The 14,867-nt window shown below is 49.5% G+C and carries 12 protein-coding genes and 1 pseudogene; 8 read left to right on the top strand and 5 right to left on the bottom strand.

Annotated elements, in window-relative coordinates; translation table 11 throughout:
- Window positions 1-18 precede the first annotated feature (18 nt).
- A pseudogene (locus tag ABUK12_RS05470) lies at window positions 19-1,134 on the top strand (IS3 family transposase).
- Window positions 1,097-1,558 carry a hypothetical protein gene (locus tag ABUK12_RS05465; RefSeq protein ID WP_410015324.1) on the top strand — a complete coding sequence of 154 codons (462 nt, stop codon included), beginning with the start codon at window positions 1,097-1,099 and terminating at the stop codon, window positions 1,556-1,558. Before ABUK12_RS05470 ends, ABUK12_RS05465 begins: the two are co-directional and overlap by 38 nt.
- 217 nt (window positions 1,559-1,775) lie before the next feature.
- Here ABUK12_RS05465 and ABUK12_RS05460 read toward each other — a convergent pair whose 3' ends face one another.
- From ABUK12_RS05460 to flhD, 4 genes are all read right to left on the bottom strand, one after another.
- Window positions 1,776-2,186, bottom strand: a complete 411-nt coding sequence (locus tag ABUK12_RS05460; protein WP_410015323.1) for a type II toxin-antitoxin system death-on-curing family toxin — start codon at window positions 2,184-2,186, stop codon at window positions 1,776-1,778.
- The gene (locus ABUK12_RS05455; protein WP_410015322.1) at window positions 2,186-2,455 is read right to left on the bottom strand and encodes a hypothetical protein; all 270 of its coding nucleotides are present in this window, start codon (window positions 2,453-2,455) and stop codon (window positions 2,186-2,188) included. The genes ABUK12_RS05460 and ABUK12_RS05455 overlap by 1 nt, the downstream gene beginning before the upstream one ends.
- Window positions 2,456-4,224: 1,769 nt before the next feature.
- Window positions 4,225-4,773, bottom strand: coding sequence for a flagellar transcriptional regulator FlhC (flhC, locus tag ABUK12_RS05450; RefSeq protein WP_410016560.1), 549 nt, complete (start codon window positions 4,771-4,773; stop codon window positions 4,225-4,227).
- Window positions 4,770-5,126, bottom strand: coding sequence for a flagellar transcriptional regulator FlhD (flhD, locus tag ABUK12_RS05445; RefSeq protein WP_410015321.1), 357 nt, complete (start codon window positions 5,124-5,126; stop codon window positions 4,770-4,772). Before flhD ends, flhC begins: the two co-directional genes overlap by 4 nt.
- Before the next feature lie 1,168 nt (window positions 5,127-6,294).
- Between flhD and ABUK12_RS05440 the strand changes: the two genes are divergently transcribed.
- Window positions 6,295-7,164, top strand: coding sequence for a hypothetical protein (locus ABUK12_RS05440; RefSeq protein ID WP_410015320.1), 870 nt, complete (start codon window positions 6,295-6,297; stop codon window positions 7,162-7,164).
- A gap of 31 nt (window positions 7,165-7,195) precedes the next feature.
- Window positions 7,196-7,579: a lysozyme inhibitor LprI family protein gene (locus ABUK12_RS05435; RefSeq protein WP_410015319.1), complete on the top strand. Its 384-nt coding sequence runs from the start codon at window positions 7,196-7,198 to the stop codon at window positions 7,577-7,579.
- A 116-nt stretch (window positions 7,580-7,695) separates the two neighbouring features.
- Here the strand turns inward: ABUK12_RS05435 and ABUK12_RS05430 are convergent, their stop codons facing one another.
- A complete protein-coding gene (locus ABUK12_RS05430; RefSeq protein WP_410015318.1) occupies window positions 7,696-8,601 on the bottom strand; it encodes a LysR family transcriptional regulator in 906 nt (301 codons plus the stop codon).
- Window positions 8,602-8,698: 97 nt separating this feature from the next.
- Here ABUK12_RS05430 and ABUK12_RS05425 point away from each other — a divergent pair, with 97 nt between their 5' ends.
- The 4 genes from ABUK12_RS05425 (at window position 8,699) to ABUK12_RS05410 (ending at window position 14,679) form a co-directional block, all read left to right on the top strand.
- Window positions 8,699-9,325, top strand: a complete 627-nt coding sequence (locus ABUK12_RS05425; protein ID WP_410015317.1) for a glutathione S-transferase — start codon at window positions 8,699-8,701, stop codon at window positions 9,323-9,325.
- Window positions 9,326-9,327: 2 nt separating this feature from the next.
- Window positions 9,328-10,242 carry a pyridoxamine 5'-phosphate oxidase family protein gene (locus tag ABUK12_RS05420; RefSeq protein ID WP_410015316.1) on the top strand — a complete coding sequence of 305 codons (915 nt, stop codon included), beginning with the start codon at window positions 9,328-9,330 and terminating at the stop codon, window positions 10,240-10,242.
- Between the two features lie 172 nt (window positions 10,243-10,414).
- Window positions 10,415-10,603 (top strand): hypothetical protein, encoded by a 189-nt coding sequence (locus ABUK12_RS05415; protein WP_410015315.1) that lies wholly within the window; start codon window positions 10,415-10,417, stop codon window positions 10,601-10,603.
- Between the two features lie 797 nt (window positions 10,604-11,400).
- Window positions 11,401-14,679, top strand: coding sequence for a hypothetical protein (locus tag ABUK12_RS05410; RefSeq protein WP_410015314.1), 3,279 nt, complete (start codon window positions 11,401-11,403; stop codon window positions 14,677-14,679).
- Window positions 14,680-14,867: the final 188 nt, after the last annotated feature.

Here is a 14,867-nt window from a genome sequence, read left to right as displayed (position 1 = left end):
ACCAGCTAATGGGTTGAGATGGATCGCGTCTTCCAGATGGTCGGGGGTCGTGGCCATTCCGTTTTAAGCGTGGCAACACGCCTCGATATCACCACACACAGTCTTTATGCGTGGATAAAGAAGTACGGCCCAGATTCTTCGGTAAATCAAGACCAGTCTGATGCTCAGGTTGAGATCCGACGGCTCCAGAAAGAACTGAAACGGGTTACTGATGAACGAGATATATTAAAAAAAGCCGCGGCGTACTTCGCAAAGCTGTCCGACTGAGGTACGTCTTTATTCGTGACAACAGTCGTGACTTTCCGGTCCGTTTGCTCTGCCGCGTTCTGGATGTTCATCCGAGTGGTTTTTATGCTTGGCTTCAGCAACCACATTCACGGCGATACCACACAGACCAGAAGCTGACCGGGCTGATTAAGCAGTTTTGGCTTGAATCTGGATGTGTATATGGCTATCGCAAGATCCACCTAGATCTGCGCGATACGGGTGAGCGGTGTGGTGCAAACCGGGTCTGGCGTTTGATGCACGCGCTGGAATAAAAGCTCAGGTCGGTTATCGCAGTCCAAGATCGTACAAGGGCGAAGCAAGCATTGTGACGCCTAACAGACTCCAGCGGCAATTTAATCCGATGGCACCGGATGAGCGCTGGGTGACAGATATTACGTATATCAGGACGCATGAAGGCTGGTTGTATCTTGCAGTGATCGTCGATCTGTTCTCCCGCAAAATCATTGGCTGGTCGATGCAATCCCGAATGACGAAAGATATCGTTCTGAATGCTTTGCTGATGGCACTGTGGCGCCGTAGTCCACGAAAACAGGTACTGGTACATTCTGACCAAGGCAGTCAGTATACAAGCCATGAGTGGCAGTCATTCCTGAAGTCACATGGTCTGGAAGGCAGCATGGGCCGACGCGGCAACTGCCACGACAATGCAGTTGCAGAAAGTTTTTTCCAGCTTTTAAAGCGTGAGCGGATAAAGAAAAAGATCTATGGAACGCGGGAAGAAGCCCGCAGCGATATTTTTGATTACATCGAAATGTTTTATAACAGTGGCGTCGGCATGGTTCAAGCGATCAAATGTCGCCGAATGAATATGAACAGCAGTATCATCAACGGCTCGGAAGTGTCTAGATTACCCGTAGCGATTCAGAAATCCAGCATATCGCGGCCTCAGCCAAGCCAAGCGCAGCCTGTGTCTTACGCCGATAAAGAGATAAGTCCGAACGTTAAAGACTTGAAAGAACCGCTGGCAACAAAACGCAGAAAATTCACCAAATCACCGAACGCGCCGACTCGCAAGCATTCGCAATCATTAATCGACGAAGATATTGCGCAAATTGCTTTCAACTATACAAACTCAAAAGGTGAATATAGTTTTCGTGAAGTGGATGTTAAAAAATTTGATGGCTATTACTTGGAAGGTTATTGTCACAAAGCTCGACGTTTTCGAACCTTCATCATCGATTCGATTGAAGATGAAGTGATCATTAGAAGTACTGGTGAAGCGATGAGTACTGATGAATGGGCGGAAAGGATGACGTTGGCCGTCGCGTGAATCTTATGGAATGGCTACCAGCTATTTTCAGATATAAAAATCCCTGAGAGATTGTGTAGCCATTTTGTAGGCACTTAATTATTTAGTTATGTCAAGTCATGATTTTTAAGTACTTTATTGGATAATAATAGTATTCGGTAATTTGTTAGCGGAGAAGACTTACCTTTGCAGCGTTTCTTTAATCTGCACTATATTATTAGCCATAACACCAGTGAAACTACTCAGCATAGTTATCAATATTCTCTTCCAATAATTCGTTCATATAATTAGACAGCAAACGTAAAGCAAAGGTAGTTTCCTCTATATTGGCTTGATCCATAGCGGCGAAAAGAGTCAGCTTCACCAGATAAAGTGATTCATTTAATTCAATGCCATTCATCAACAGAAATACGGATGTCGCCTGGAACGCAGTTCTTTTATTAGCATCATTAAAGGCATGCGCTTTAGCAATGCTGATCAGATACATTGCTGCCAATTTAAATACGTCATCGCAATTTTCATAATAATGTAAAGTCTCGACGCGGTTTAACGCCCCGGCAAGTTTATTGATATCCGGTTGGCCTGATTGCGGCAGCGTCAAAAATTGGATTTCAATCACTTGTTCTTGCGTCAGAAAATCAAAATCCATTATTTATCACCCAGAATCTTTATGGTATTAGCATGCCGGGTTCTTGTGGTCTCAAGCGCATCCTTAAACGATAATTTTTTATTGTCTCTAACTCTGCCTGAATTAGACGAAAGAGCAATGTCTTTGCTTCGGCCAGAGTTTGCGTCATTAGCAGAAGGTTTAACAGCTTTTTGCGCTGCCTGCTTGACCGATAATTCTCCGCCATCGCGTAAATAGGCCAGCCAGTAGGGAAGGTTTTGCTGAAATTCTTCATAGGATATTGATTTCATGGGCACCTCCTTTATCGTATAGCGCAATGATAGCATATAGCCTATCAAGTGAAAATGCGGCTATGGGGTAGGGTACTGGAACATAATTCCACATCACCATTAATCATATTTTTATCAATAAGATAAGGTGAGCATGCGTTGCCATAGCCTTACTTGGGGAGGATGACCGCTGTGTATCCAAAGCCCAGCCTTAGCTGCGTTAACCAACCGAGCCAAGGATATTGACGGTGCCATCAAGTGAGCCTATCTATCTCACTGCTGTTAACCGCGACATTTGACCGCCTAGTTGCTGATTTGCCGTTGAGTGTAGGCAAGGCGGCCACCGTCATAGTTTACCGTAGCCATTTTGTAGAGACTTTTTGATATAATCTATTTAACTTATCGTATTTATTGTATTTTTATCAACCTGAACAGTATTCGGTCTTTTTTTATGTAATTGATTTATATGAATAAGATTTGAACATCCGAAGTTGCCCGACATTTGTCCGAAAACTGATATCCGGTCTAAACTGACCCTACCCAGATTTGACGGACACGCTGTTAAGTGGGGTAAACTCATTGACGGAGGTGATCCATGACGAAATCGACAGCTGTTAAAAATAAGCCACGTAATTAATACACGCCCGAATTTCGCAAGCAAGCGTTGCCACTGGCCGATACCGTCGGCACAGTGCCAATGGTTGGCTAAGCCCGGAACAATAGGAACGAAAGAATCTCGCTTAGGGCTGTGTCCGTTATTGCTGGGTAGGATAACTGTTGCCCTACGCTGAAAACAGCTTCACGTAATCCGGGTGGGTAACCTGCGGCATCCTGCCGGCCCGTCACTCGCTGATGGAAGAACACCGCAAACGGAACCTGCCTGGGTGTCAAAAAATAGCCGGACCCGACGGCCCGGCCGACAAGATTAGCCTGCAAAAACAACCCGCTAATAATGCAAAAAGAGAAACATGTGTGAGGCTGTATAATGACAGAGCGTGCCTCAATGGTTCCATAACGGTTCCCTATATTGCCAAATCAGTATGATGGGCACGGCAGTCAGTATCGTCAGGTCAATGTCGAACGGCAAGGCGAGTTCGTCATCCGCTTACCTATGAATCATCATGTAAAGAGCATGTTACGGGAGGGGAGTTACTAGGTTCGGCAAGTTAGTTTGGGAGAAGCGTGTCATAGATAATAATTCGTACCGTCCGCCTGAACAACCTTGGCATCCTCAATAATGTTGAGTATAGGCAAGGCGGCCATCGTCATGATTTACGGTAGCCATTTTGTAGACACCTTTTCAAATGATCTATTTAACTTACTGTATTTATAGTTTTTTTAACAGCGTGAAGAGTGTTCGATCTTTTTTTATAGAAAGAAGCGACGTGGTTTATCAGTTTCAGTCGTCTTCAGCAATCAAACGGAACCGGAGGCTGGATATTGATGACAAACTGGGATCGGTAAAGGGGGGCGAGACGGCTTGGCAAACGGGTATGGATTGCTGTAAACGGCAGTGAATGAAAGGGTGCATGAGGCCGATGCAGGAGATATGCACCCATAATGTAAATAGCCTGGTGTTTTAAGCCTGATAGACGCGGAATCTTCTGCAACCAATCCTGAAAATTCACATGGCGTCAATATCAACGGCATTTGATGGCTTAATATCTATAACAATGGCCGGGAGCGAAATGACCGGCCTGTTTGATTTTATGAAGAGAAGGAAAAGGCCATTTAAAATAGCCTTTATGCTTCTCATTAAGAATGATTGAATGTGACGATTTGGCACGCATTTAGTACTGTACCATCGGCAAGGCCGAAATGCTTTGCCGTTTTCTTACCGCACGCGACGGTGGTTGACAAAAGCTGCAGACAAATCCATGAATTGGATGATGGGCATAGGTAATAAATTTGCCATGGCAATGATTACACGACGTTAATTGCAGCATGCCGCTATTCATAAATCGCACCAAAATCCAGGCTCGGGTTATGCTCAGAAGCGGTGGTTCATTATCCAACAGCGGGCATTGTTCAAGATATAAACCGTAAGCCTGGATAATTGTCACGAGATCGCCGGCGTCACCGTTTTTCTTTAATACCTGAAATATATTATAAAATGTGGATGAGTGCATATTCTGCTCCCATGTCATATACCAGTCGGTAGAAAATGGCAGCATCCCTTTGGGCGGCGAGTTACCGCGCAACTCTTTATATAAGTTGACTAATCTTGCGCGGCTTATCTGCGTTTCACATTCGAGCATTTGTAGCCTGGCGCCCAGGGTAATAAGTGCTATGGCTATCTGGATATCTTTTGCTTCCTGGACAATGCTTTTGCTCATTATGGATGTACTTTTTTATGGGGCAACGGTATTATTTTTGCGCTTGTATGTTTTATTAACGACCCAGACAGTAAAATACCTGTATGAAGTTGTTGCAGGTCGTCCACCCGAGAATCCCATGTTAACAATCTGATGGTTTGAGGCTCATCGAAACGAAACAAGCATAACAGCTGGCTGGCTTCCGATAATTTGGTCATCTGGGAGGGCAGCAAATTTTTCAGCGTATCAGCCATGGCGTCATCAATACCCAGGCGGAACATTGCCAGGGCCTTGTCCTGATTTATCAGGAGTTGCGCCAGGTATAAATAAGAGAAGTTAAAATCATGAATATGTTTACAAATTTCTTTGCTATCCATTCTGTTGTCTCCTTAAAATCACAATGATCCTATTTATCAGCAACAACTGTTTGTATAATACACGCCAGCGCTTGGCGTAGCACAGGGCCATGGCGTTATTGAGGGTTGTTTCATTCTTCGTAAAACAACGCTTACCGCATAACTCAGCTCTCACGCAGGTGTCCGTGGCGCGAGCTGACAGGTGACCGTTTTAGTAGTATGACGATTTAGCGCAATGATGGTGTTTTAGCGTTCAAGATTCCTTTTCGTCATCCCATATGAAGTTCATATGTAAAGTGAGTAATGATTATGTTTCTTAATGTTTTAAGTATAGCCCTATTGCGAGGGGAAATTTGCATTAAAATTAATTTCCCCTATAAAATCGTGTAATTATAATTTTTTTTTCGTATAATTATCATACAAATCAGATGCTAACCCTTCCGATTTATATTTCTATTTTTTATTAAAAATTAAAGTCACACATAGCCCTTGTAAATTAAAATTTTTTGTCGGATTTTTATTTTGAGTGCATAGTAATTCATTAAATAATTTTATTAGTGGCAAATATGCGACTTAAGGGAAATATTTATACTTTATGTATAAAAAATAGTCAGGTCTTACGGGATGTTGTTTTGCGGCAGGCAGCCTGCGACCAAAATATTAATACACCGAATCAACCCGCGGCATAGTAAAACAGTGTTGCCCATGTTGGCATAGTGGGGCCGCTCGAATTTATTTTGTTTGCGGGATAAACCGTGCGGCTCGCCAAACTGCCTTGAGGGTTCTGGCATTCAACCCTCTCTAGGCAGCGACGGCGTTGACTTTTTTTCACCACAGCCGCGCTTGATCATGGGCAGCGCAGGGAGTCAGGCACGGTTGGGTCAAAGGACCTGGCGCTGCCAGTATTGCTCGTAGCCGCGTTGTCGTCTTCCGCGCGATGATAGTGAATAAGACGCAATAAACAACGTCGCTATGAAATCTGTAACCATGTTTTTAAATGATCCGTAATTCATGTGAATATTAACGGAATTATTGATGAAGGACATTAACCGGGAAAATATAAAAATTCGGTTTATTCATCAATGCTTCTGAAACGGGTTTGTAGAAAAATACATTTAGGGATGTATCTGCCACGGCCATTAAGTACATTGGAACTAAATCCGATAATTGCAGCAGTCAAATGGAGGTGATGATGCGTATATCAGGGTCCGTTGGTCATGGGGGGGTGAATAATCCGGCAGAAGTGGCGGCAGTGCAAACTCTGCTGCAAGCCAACGGGTTTTCAATCAGGAATGATGGCGCTTGCAATCATGAAACCATCCGGGCGATGAAGCGTTTTCAGACCACGTCTCCCCCTCATCCTGACGGGATGATCACTTCAACCGGCAAAACGCTAAAAGAATTATCCGCGGGTCGTTCACCTGACTCGCCAACAGCGACAGGCCAGGAAAGCGGACATGCTGATTCTGGGCGCCTGACGGTCAGCGCCGGGCAGGTGACATTTGACGCCGAAGGCAATGATGATCCCTCCAGTCTTTATTTTAGCCGGCAGCTGCATTGGCCCCAGGGTGTTTCCGGTGTGACCCTGGGCCGCGGCTACGATATGGGCGGCCGCAACAAGAAAACGATTTTTGCAGAGTTAATCCGTGCGGGCATTCCCGCCGACCGGGCAGAAATAATCTCGCGTGCTAACTTGCTTCAGGGGGTGTCCGCGCAGCAATTTGTACTCAAACATAAAAAAGAATGCGGCGTTATTAGCCGCGAGGCGCAGGCTCGCTTGTTCGAGATAGTATACCCGGCATATGTTTTGCGGGCCAAAGCGATTTATGAATATAAAACGGCGCGCTTCCCCGCAAGAACCGCCTGGGAGGCGCTGAAACCGGCTATCAGAGACATCGCCGTCGATTTTGTCTATCAGGGCCTGGGCTTCGAAAGAACAATGAAAGCCTGTATGGGTAATGATATTAAAGCTTTAATTCATTTCATTGAAACTAACGATCAGCTAAAGGTTTATGAAAAGGGTCGCCAGCGCGCGAATTACCTCAGGAAATATCAGTAATATCGAGGTTGAAATGGAACGAAAATGTGTAATGGGAACGATCGTTTGTTTCACATGCTTAAGCGGGGCAGCGCATGCGGCGGCTGATTGTTCGAAGAAAAACAGCGATTCTGAGGTATATATCTGTGCGTTGGATAATCGTGTGGCCGCCGAGAAAGCGCTTAACCGAGAATATGCCGCAGCGAAAAAACGCATCCGCGGCGTTTTCGCCAACGAAGCGCAGGTAAAAAAAGAATACCAGGCCGTATTTTTAGCGGCGCAGCGGAATTGGCTAAATTACCGGGAGAATCACTGCAAGCTGGTGGCCCATGTTGCCGAGAAAAACAGTAATCCGTATAAGGTTTTTACTAATGAATGCGTCACTAAACTTAACGAGGAGAGAGTGAAGGAATTAAAGCAAATCCCCTATGATTGAACCAGAGGGAATGGCGCTGGCCGATGTTTGCGGCCAGTCTGCATAAGTAGGCCCCTTTTTGATGCGCATTTCCGCCTGACGTGATCCGCATCATCTGTCAGCCTGGGGGGCGGCGGTTACATTCCCTGCGGCTGTATCGGCCCCAATCGGCTGAGCTGCTGATAAGCATAATCCCAAAACGCACGGACTTTTGGCGGCATGCGCTGCACATTATTCGCCACCAACTGGACCGGCAGCGGCAAAGGTTCATATCCAGCCAGCAACCGGACCAGGGTACCGGCAGCCAGGTCGTCCGCCACCTGGTAAGACAGCAGCCGGGTAATGCCCTTACCGGCGCGCGCCGCCAGCAGCTGTGTTTCTATATCATTGAGCAGCAGGCGCGGCGCTAACCTTACCCGGTCGCTATTTTCATGCGGGCCGAAGCGCCATTCACGCAAAACGGGGCGTAGGGTGCCGACGATAGTGTCGTGATCGGCCAACTGCCCAGGTTCCCGTGGCTCCCCGCACCGGGCCAGATACGCCGGGCTGGCTACAATCACCCGTGTGACTTCGCCCAGCCTGCGCGCGACTTTGGATGAATCCTGCAAATGGCCGATGCGTATCGCCACATCAAGCCCTTCATCGATCATATCGAGATTACGGTCGTTCAGCAGCATCTCAATCTGGATATGCGGATAACGTTCAAGAAAGGACAGTACCACCGGCGCCACATGCCGGCGGCCGAACTGTACCGGAGAGGTGATGCGCAGCAAACCGGTGAGCTGAATTTCCGCGGTATCCATTACTGCGTCCTGGTAATCGTTCAACAGCGCGCGGGCGCGCTCTGCCAGCCGCAGGCCGGCCTCGGTCGGCGCCAGCCGCCGCGTGGTGCGCTCCACCAATCTGGCGCCGAACCGTTGCTCCAGCGCGGCAATGGCACGGGTTATCGCCGGAGCGGAGCGGTGCAGCTTACGGGCCGCGCCGGCCAGACTGCCGTGCTGGATTACCGCCACAAAAATAGTCAGTTCATCTAACCGGTCCATAAATTATTCCGATAAATGAAATTATCAATTGCCATATTCCCGCATTCTTTCTACATAACGCAAGAGTATTCTGGAGAGACCACATCAGGAGGTATTTATGCCAACGTTGCAACTTTACGCTACCCCGCATTCCGGGCACTGCCATCGCGTGGCCTTGCTGCTAGGTATGCTTAACCTTACTTATGATGTTATCGACGCCCCGGCCGCCCTACGGCGCACCGCCGATTTCCAGCGCCTGAATCCGGTTGGCCAGATTCCGGTATTGATTGATGGGGATAAGATCCTGACAGACAGCAATGCCATTATGGTGTACCTGGTAAAACGCTACGCGCCGGGCAGCCACTGGTTGCCCGAGGAGGCCCTGGCGGCGGCGCAGGTGCAGGTATGGTTGTCCAGGGCCGCCGGGGAAGTACGCTACGGTCCCGGCTCCAGCCGGATGGTGGTGCAATTTGCCGCGCCTGAGGATTATCCGGCGGCGCTGGCTATCAGCGGGCGTTTTCTGCCGCAGATGGAACGACATCTGGCTAAACGGGCGTTTTTGGCCACCGACCAGCCCACTATCGGCGATTTGGCCTGCTACAGCTACGTGGCCGCGGCGCCGGAAGGCGGCATTTCGCTGGCGCCCTATCCGGCAATCCGACGTTGGATCACCCGCATCGCCGCGTTGCCAGGTTTCTTCGCCATGCCGTCGCTGCCGCTGCCGCAAACCGCCCAGGAGGAGTGAGCATGTTTCATCCCGACGAATTGCGCGCCCAGGCGCTGGCCGGCTTTGCCGCCGTCAGCGGCGGCATTTATTCCACCATGCCCGAGCAACACCGCGAATTTTTTGCCGCGCTGCCATACCTGTTTGTCGCGACGCTTGATGATCATGACTGGCCGGTTGCCACGGTATTTAGCGGTCCGAAAGGGTTCGTGCGCGCGCCGGACGCTACGCATTTGCGTATCAGTTCACAGCGCCGGTTGGACGATCCCGCCCAGGCCGCGCTGCAAACCGGCCGCCCAGTCGGCGCGCTTGGGCTGGATTTCAGCAACCGCCGCCGCAATCGAGTTAACGGTTTCGTCGGGCGCACGGATAAAAACCGCATTGAGATTATTGCGCGCCAGAGCTTCGGCAATTGCCCGCAATATATCCAGCGACGCGAGCTGTACCCTGCGCCCGCGCGCCTTTTACCCCTCGAGCGCCTCGGCGCTCTGGACCAGGATGCCAGAACCCTTATCGCGCAGGCCGATACCTGCTTTGTCGCCAGCGCCGCACACGTTGAGCTGGCGGAGGGCGGGGTGGACATCTCACATCGCGGCGGCAAGCCGGGATTTATTTATCTGGACGACGAAACGCTGTGGATCCCGGATTTTCGCGGCAACCGTTATATGAACACGCTGGGTAATTTACTGGCGCAACCGCGCGCGGCGCTGGTATTTATCGATTTTGCCCAGGGGGATATTTTGCATCTGCAGGGAGAAACCCGGATCGTCTGGCAGTTGGCAAGCGGCGAGAATGTACAGGGCGCGGAGCGCTACTGGTGTTTTAAGCTGGTCAGCGCCTGGCGTATGCGACAGGCATTGCCCTGGCGCGGGCGCAATGTGGAGTTTTCTGCGGCGACATTACGCACCGGCATATGGCATGATGATGACCGTCCGTAAGGATTGACCCGCTTCATTACCCGGTTTTAAACGGGCGCGCCGCATCCCTTAACGACCGTTCCCGGCGCTGCCGTTGAGCCGTTGGGTGAATGTAAGACGGGAACCTGTGCGGTATTACCAAACAGCGGTGCTATAATGGGCAAGACAAAATAACGCGACTTAGGATAAAACAGTGGAATTTACCACCGAGAAAACCAGTAACGGTGAGTTATTAACCATAACTCTGATAAGCAAAATCGGCGCCGAAAATTACCGCGCACAGGAGAGCATACCGGTCATGTATGCCGACGCCGATGAAATCCGGCGTGCCAAAACGCGATTGCTCTCGCACTTTAACCAGCGTAACGAAGCTGCTGACTAAAACACCGCGCTATGCCAGGCGAAACACCTCCTGCGCGGACTTAAGCGGCCTGCCACAATCTACCGCTAGCCGCCCGCGATCGGTACTTAATTCCTATTGCGCCGTGATGCCCGGCGCGCGGTTAATTTGCCACGTCATCCCTATTAAGCCTGCTAAGGCGGACAGGCGGCGTGCTTGTGGTTGATCGCAATTTCCCCGGCTCAGGCACGCCTGGACAACGGAATAAAGTGAAGGGTTAATTCCCAGGGTGCTGATGCAATTTGTTTGATGAGTATATAATTATTAAAATAAACTGAGTGATTATAAAAATAGACAAAATGGCTTTATGTCTCGGTGAATAACTATTGTAATACTGGCTTGTGTGATATTTCTAATGAGCGCCAATAGTTATGTGATAATGGCCATTCTTCTATTTTTCCTCATTATTCAGGATTAATATGTATATATCTAATAACGCCGAAACAATTACATCGTTAAATGAATTGCTAAAAAATGAAACCACCAATGAAGGTATTGTAGAAACTAAGAAATTATTCAGCGCCATCAAATCTTTGAATAATACCGACCCAGTACCGGCCCACCAGTTCATCCGACCCAGCAAATCCAAATCCACGCTGGGGCATAACCTGCTGCGTTATTTGTACTTGTCTCACTCTATGCTGCCTGATACCCCTAGGGTTGATGGTAACGTCTCTAACACATCTCGGTTTATCGCCGTGCCGGGAGTCTATCATGACGCCTTATCGCGTCCGGACAGGATGAACAGCACTGCTCATTATCCTGCGGATGCCAATGCAATGTCTGTTACAACCTTAGCCGTCCCCGCCCGCACAGACACCGGCGCGGTATCTTTTCCTGGCGGCAAATGCCAGCCGGCGGGCCGTAAAGCCGCACACAGGCCGTCGCTGGCGAAACAAAATGAAAATGTCGCCAATTATTTGCAGGTCGTCTCCCGGCAGGGAAAGGACGATGGCGCGCAAATAGAATCACTGATAAACCGGGTGATCGATTGCCTGCCACTGCCCGGAGAATGCTTAGCGGGATTAACCCGGGTATTATTGCGTAATACCGGTGAGTTTGGCGCCCAACCGGGGGAAAATCTCAGCGTTGACTATCAATTGAGGCAGGTAAAAAGCTGGGTTGCCGGCAATGTGCTCAACGGTACGGTGGATAATTTTATCGCGCAGATTATTCTTAATTCCGGGGCGGGGAAATATGGCGAAAAACCCCGTCTTGCGATTGATATTGCTGGATTAAACCGTAAGATTGATCAGCATTTTGCGATGTTTAAAACCCTGACGGTGGCCTCGGTCAAGTATATTTTCAGCCACATCATCGTGCCTGTTATGCCCACGCTTGACTTGCCGGCGGATAATGCCGCCGGAAAGATGAATGATATCGGGGATATTGATTGGGTCTACCTGCACGCAGGCACGCAATTTGCTCAGGAAATGCATCTTGACGTGGGGCAATGGTCTAGACAGGCGCTGTCATCCTTAGGCTTAGCCCTGGAGGCCATGCTGCTTTCCGATACGGTTTCGCCCGGCCTGATCCGCTTTTTCATCCGTCCCGCCTGCATTTATTTCCTGGTAAATAAAACTGTTGACGGCAAACCGGTAAACGATAGGTATGTTATGGACGACCCCGCCGTCAGGCGGCTGGCGGTGGAGCAGTTCTTCGACGATAGCCGGTTGCTAAAGGAACGTAATAATCCATTCAACCAATTCAGCGAGGCCATGCGGGGTTATCGCACCCGTACCCAATTAGCCGAAGATATTTTACATCAGCGCTGCGCGCCTGAGGCTACCGGTCATTACGCCGTTGATGTGGAGAGCTATAAAAATAATCACGATGAGTATAGCTGTTTAAAAAATAGCGCGGGTGCTAATCCTCTCATTGAGTTATTGCCTGATATTAATGAGCTGTTTCGTAAACAAAATCAACATATCGTCGACTGTTTCCGCGCGGTGGACGTGCTGACGCTGGCGGAAGCCTTTGCCACGCTGTCCCCAACGGATTTGCAACTGCTTAAAAATAACACCGTTAAGGTGGCTAGCGCGCATTTTTCCGCTTATGACCAATATCGAGGCGTGTTGGGAGCGCATACCATTCCACGTAGTACTTATATCATTCCCTTATCGGCAAGCGCGGTATTGTTCTCCACTACTGGCGCTGATGAACACATTTTTGCGCTTGACCGACGCGATACTTCCTACGGCTTAAAACGCATCGACCGCGACCCGCGTCATTATTATGCGTTACTGGATGACATCACGCCGCGTAAAGACCAGGATTATGTCCTGAAAATCATCGCGGGCGCCAGCGAGGCCGCGACATTAAAAAAAACAGGGCAACAACTGGATGATTTAATTCTGAGTTTGTCCAGGCTGGCGCAGGATGATCTGCGACTGCAACTGGATAAAGGCGGTTACGACGCCACCACTCAGGAAAAGGTGCTGCAGGGGATAACGTCTTTAGTACCGTTGCATGATTGTATTTCCGGAATTATCGCCCAGTCGAGGGAAGCGGTAGTTCCCTGCCTGTTTGATGTTTTCAGCCTGATGCCATTACTGGGTAAGGCGGGCTCGTTGGTTTCCCGTATGGCCCTGAAGGGCGGCATAGGGACCGCCGGAGCGGTGCGTATCAGCCTGGCCAGTTATGCGGCCAGGATGTCCCTGACCGAAGCGTTAACCGCCGGTGCCCGACATTTTGTCCGCCACGCCATGGTGCCCGCCGCCGGCGAACTGAGCCAAAAGGCGCTTATCAGCCTGGCGGTGGACTTAGTCCGCTTTGCCGATCCCGCCATGGTGGAGGTCATGTTCCATGCCGGGGCGGCAGTGAACCGGCGGCTTGTTGCCGCGTTAAAAACCGTCGCCGGGTTTATGCCAGACATTGCGCCCATCCTGCCAAAACTAGACGTGCTCGCACATGCCGGCGGTAACGCGGTAAAGCCCGTTGTTTATAAAACCGCACGGTTGAAAGGAACCCAGCGCTATTTCCCCATCATCCCGTTAAACGGCGATACTTACCGGCGCAAAACCATTTATCTCCTGGTTGATTCCCGGTCGGGGGAGGCGAGCGGCATAAAATATACGCTGACGCGCAAGAATGAACTGGTTAGGGTACCGAAAAAAGCGGCGGTGAACCTTAAAAATATATTGCAGGAAGGGCTAGGCGGTAAAGGGAGCGGCAGGGCGGCAAGAGTGTGGAATACGCAGCTCAGCTATGATGATTTAATCGTGATGCCATTGCCGCAGTATCCTAATCCGCAATATCTTCAAATTGAAAGCTATGGCTCCCGCGAGGCTGAGACCATCCTGTTTCCCGAGCATGGCATCCCATTGCAGCAAACGCCGTTGGAACGCAAGGCCTATATCGAGATGTTTAACGCCCTGCCTAACAACCAAAAACTGGCCATGCGGGTATGGAGCATGATAGAAGGCGATAAAACCCGTTATCACGATGGACAAAAAAATCTGGCGCAAATAGGGCTGTCCCCGATCAACGCCGAAATCAATGTTCATCTGCATCAAAACCATCCGGTATCACGCTGGGATCATGCGGAGAAAATGGTATTTATGGGCTTGCTGGACGCGATTGCCAGCCCGCTGCCTCGCCAGGCCGGTGAATATTTGCGCGTGGCTGAGTACCAAGCCAATCAGGTTAATCCCTGGGGCGACAGTCTGGGGCCGGGCGAAGTTGTGACTAATTTTCCGGCATTGATGAGTGTCTCCTCGCAGGATACCTATGCACGCTTGTTTACCGAACAGACCGCCGAAGAAGCGGCGGAAAATCAGGTACAGACATTGATTTATTATAAAATCAAAGACGGTGCCACGTGCCTTCCGCTGCCTTATCCCATAGCCAGTACCGTCGTCACCGAGCAGGAATATCTCTATGCGCCGCGGTCGTTTTTCCGCGTAGAAAGTGTTAGCAGCGTAACATTGGTCGGTGGTGAGATGTATCCGGCCAAACGTGTGGCGGTAGTGTTGCGAGAAATTAGCCAGCCAGTGGCCGCCGCCAAAAATCTTTTTACCGGCCAAGCCATTCATTTTGACCTGCCTGGCGCGCCTTAACCCCGAGCCGAACAGGCTTAACGCTATTTTACGTTTATTGTAACCAATGTTTAAAGGGGTCGGCTTAATGTCAGGTATTTCCCATAACCCAGCGCTAGCGATACGGCGACTTATCGCACCGGCGAGCACGTAATGCACAATATTACATTCTAGATAAATCACTTGTTAATAACTTCATAAGGCATGCT

It is taken from the genome of Sodalis sp. C49 (genome assembly GCF_046352915.1).
In the GTDB taxonomy this organism is placed as follows: domain Bacteria; phylum Pseudomonadota; class Gammaproteobacteria; order Enterobacterales; family Enterobacteriaceae; genus Acerihabitans.
This window is presented reverse-complemented; position numbering and strand designations above follow the sequence as displayed.

Excerpts from the sequence above, each read along its gene's own strand:
- ABUK12_RS05440 (WP_410015320.1), top strand. The coding sequence starts at position 6,295 with ATGATGCGTATATCAGGGTCCGTTGGTCATGGGGGGGTGAATAATCCG.
- ABUK12_RS05460 (WP_410015323.1), bottom strand. The coding sequence starts at position 2,186 with ATGGATTTTGATTTTCTGACGCAAGAACAAGTGATTGAAATCCAATTT.
- ABUK12_RS05425 (WP_410015317.1), top strand. The coding sequence starts at position 8,699 with ATGCCAACGTTGCAACTTTACGCTACCCCGCATTCCGGGCACTGCCAT.
- ABUK12_RS05465 (WP_410015324.1), top strand. The coding sequence starts at position 1,097 with ATGAACAGCAGTATCATCAACGGCTCGGAAGTGTCTAGATTACCCGTA.
- ABUK12_RS05430 (WP_410015318.1), bottom strand. The coding sequence starts at position 8,601 with ATGGACCGGTTAGATGAACTGACTATTTTTGTGGCGGTAATCCAGCAC.
- ABUK12_RS05420 (WP_410015316.1), top strand. The coding sequence starts at position 9,328 with ATGTTTCATCCCGACGAATTGCGCGCCCAGGCGCTGGCCGGCTTTGCC.
- ABUK12_RS05435 (WP_410015319.1), top strand. The coding sequence starts at position 7,196 with ATGGGAACGATCGTTTGTTTCACATGCTTAAGCGGGGCAGCGCATGCG.
- ABUK12_RS05410 (WP_410015314.1), top strand. The coding sequence starts at position 11,401 with ATGTCTGTTACAACCTTAGCCGTCCCCGCCCGCACAGACACCGGCGCG.
- flhD (WP_410015321.1), bottom strand. The coding sequence starts at position 5,126 with ATGGATAGCAAAGAAATTTGTAAACATATTCATGATTTTAACTTCTCT.
- ABUK12_RS05455 (WP_410015322.1), bottom strand. The coding sequence starts at position 2,455 with ATGAAATCAATATCCTATGAAGAATTTCAGCAAAACCTTCCCTACTGG.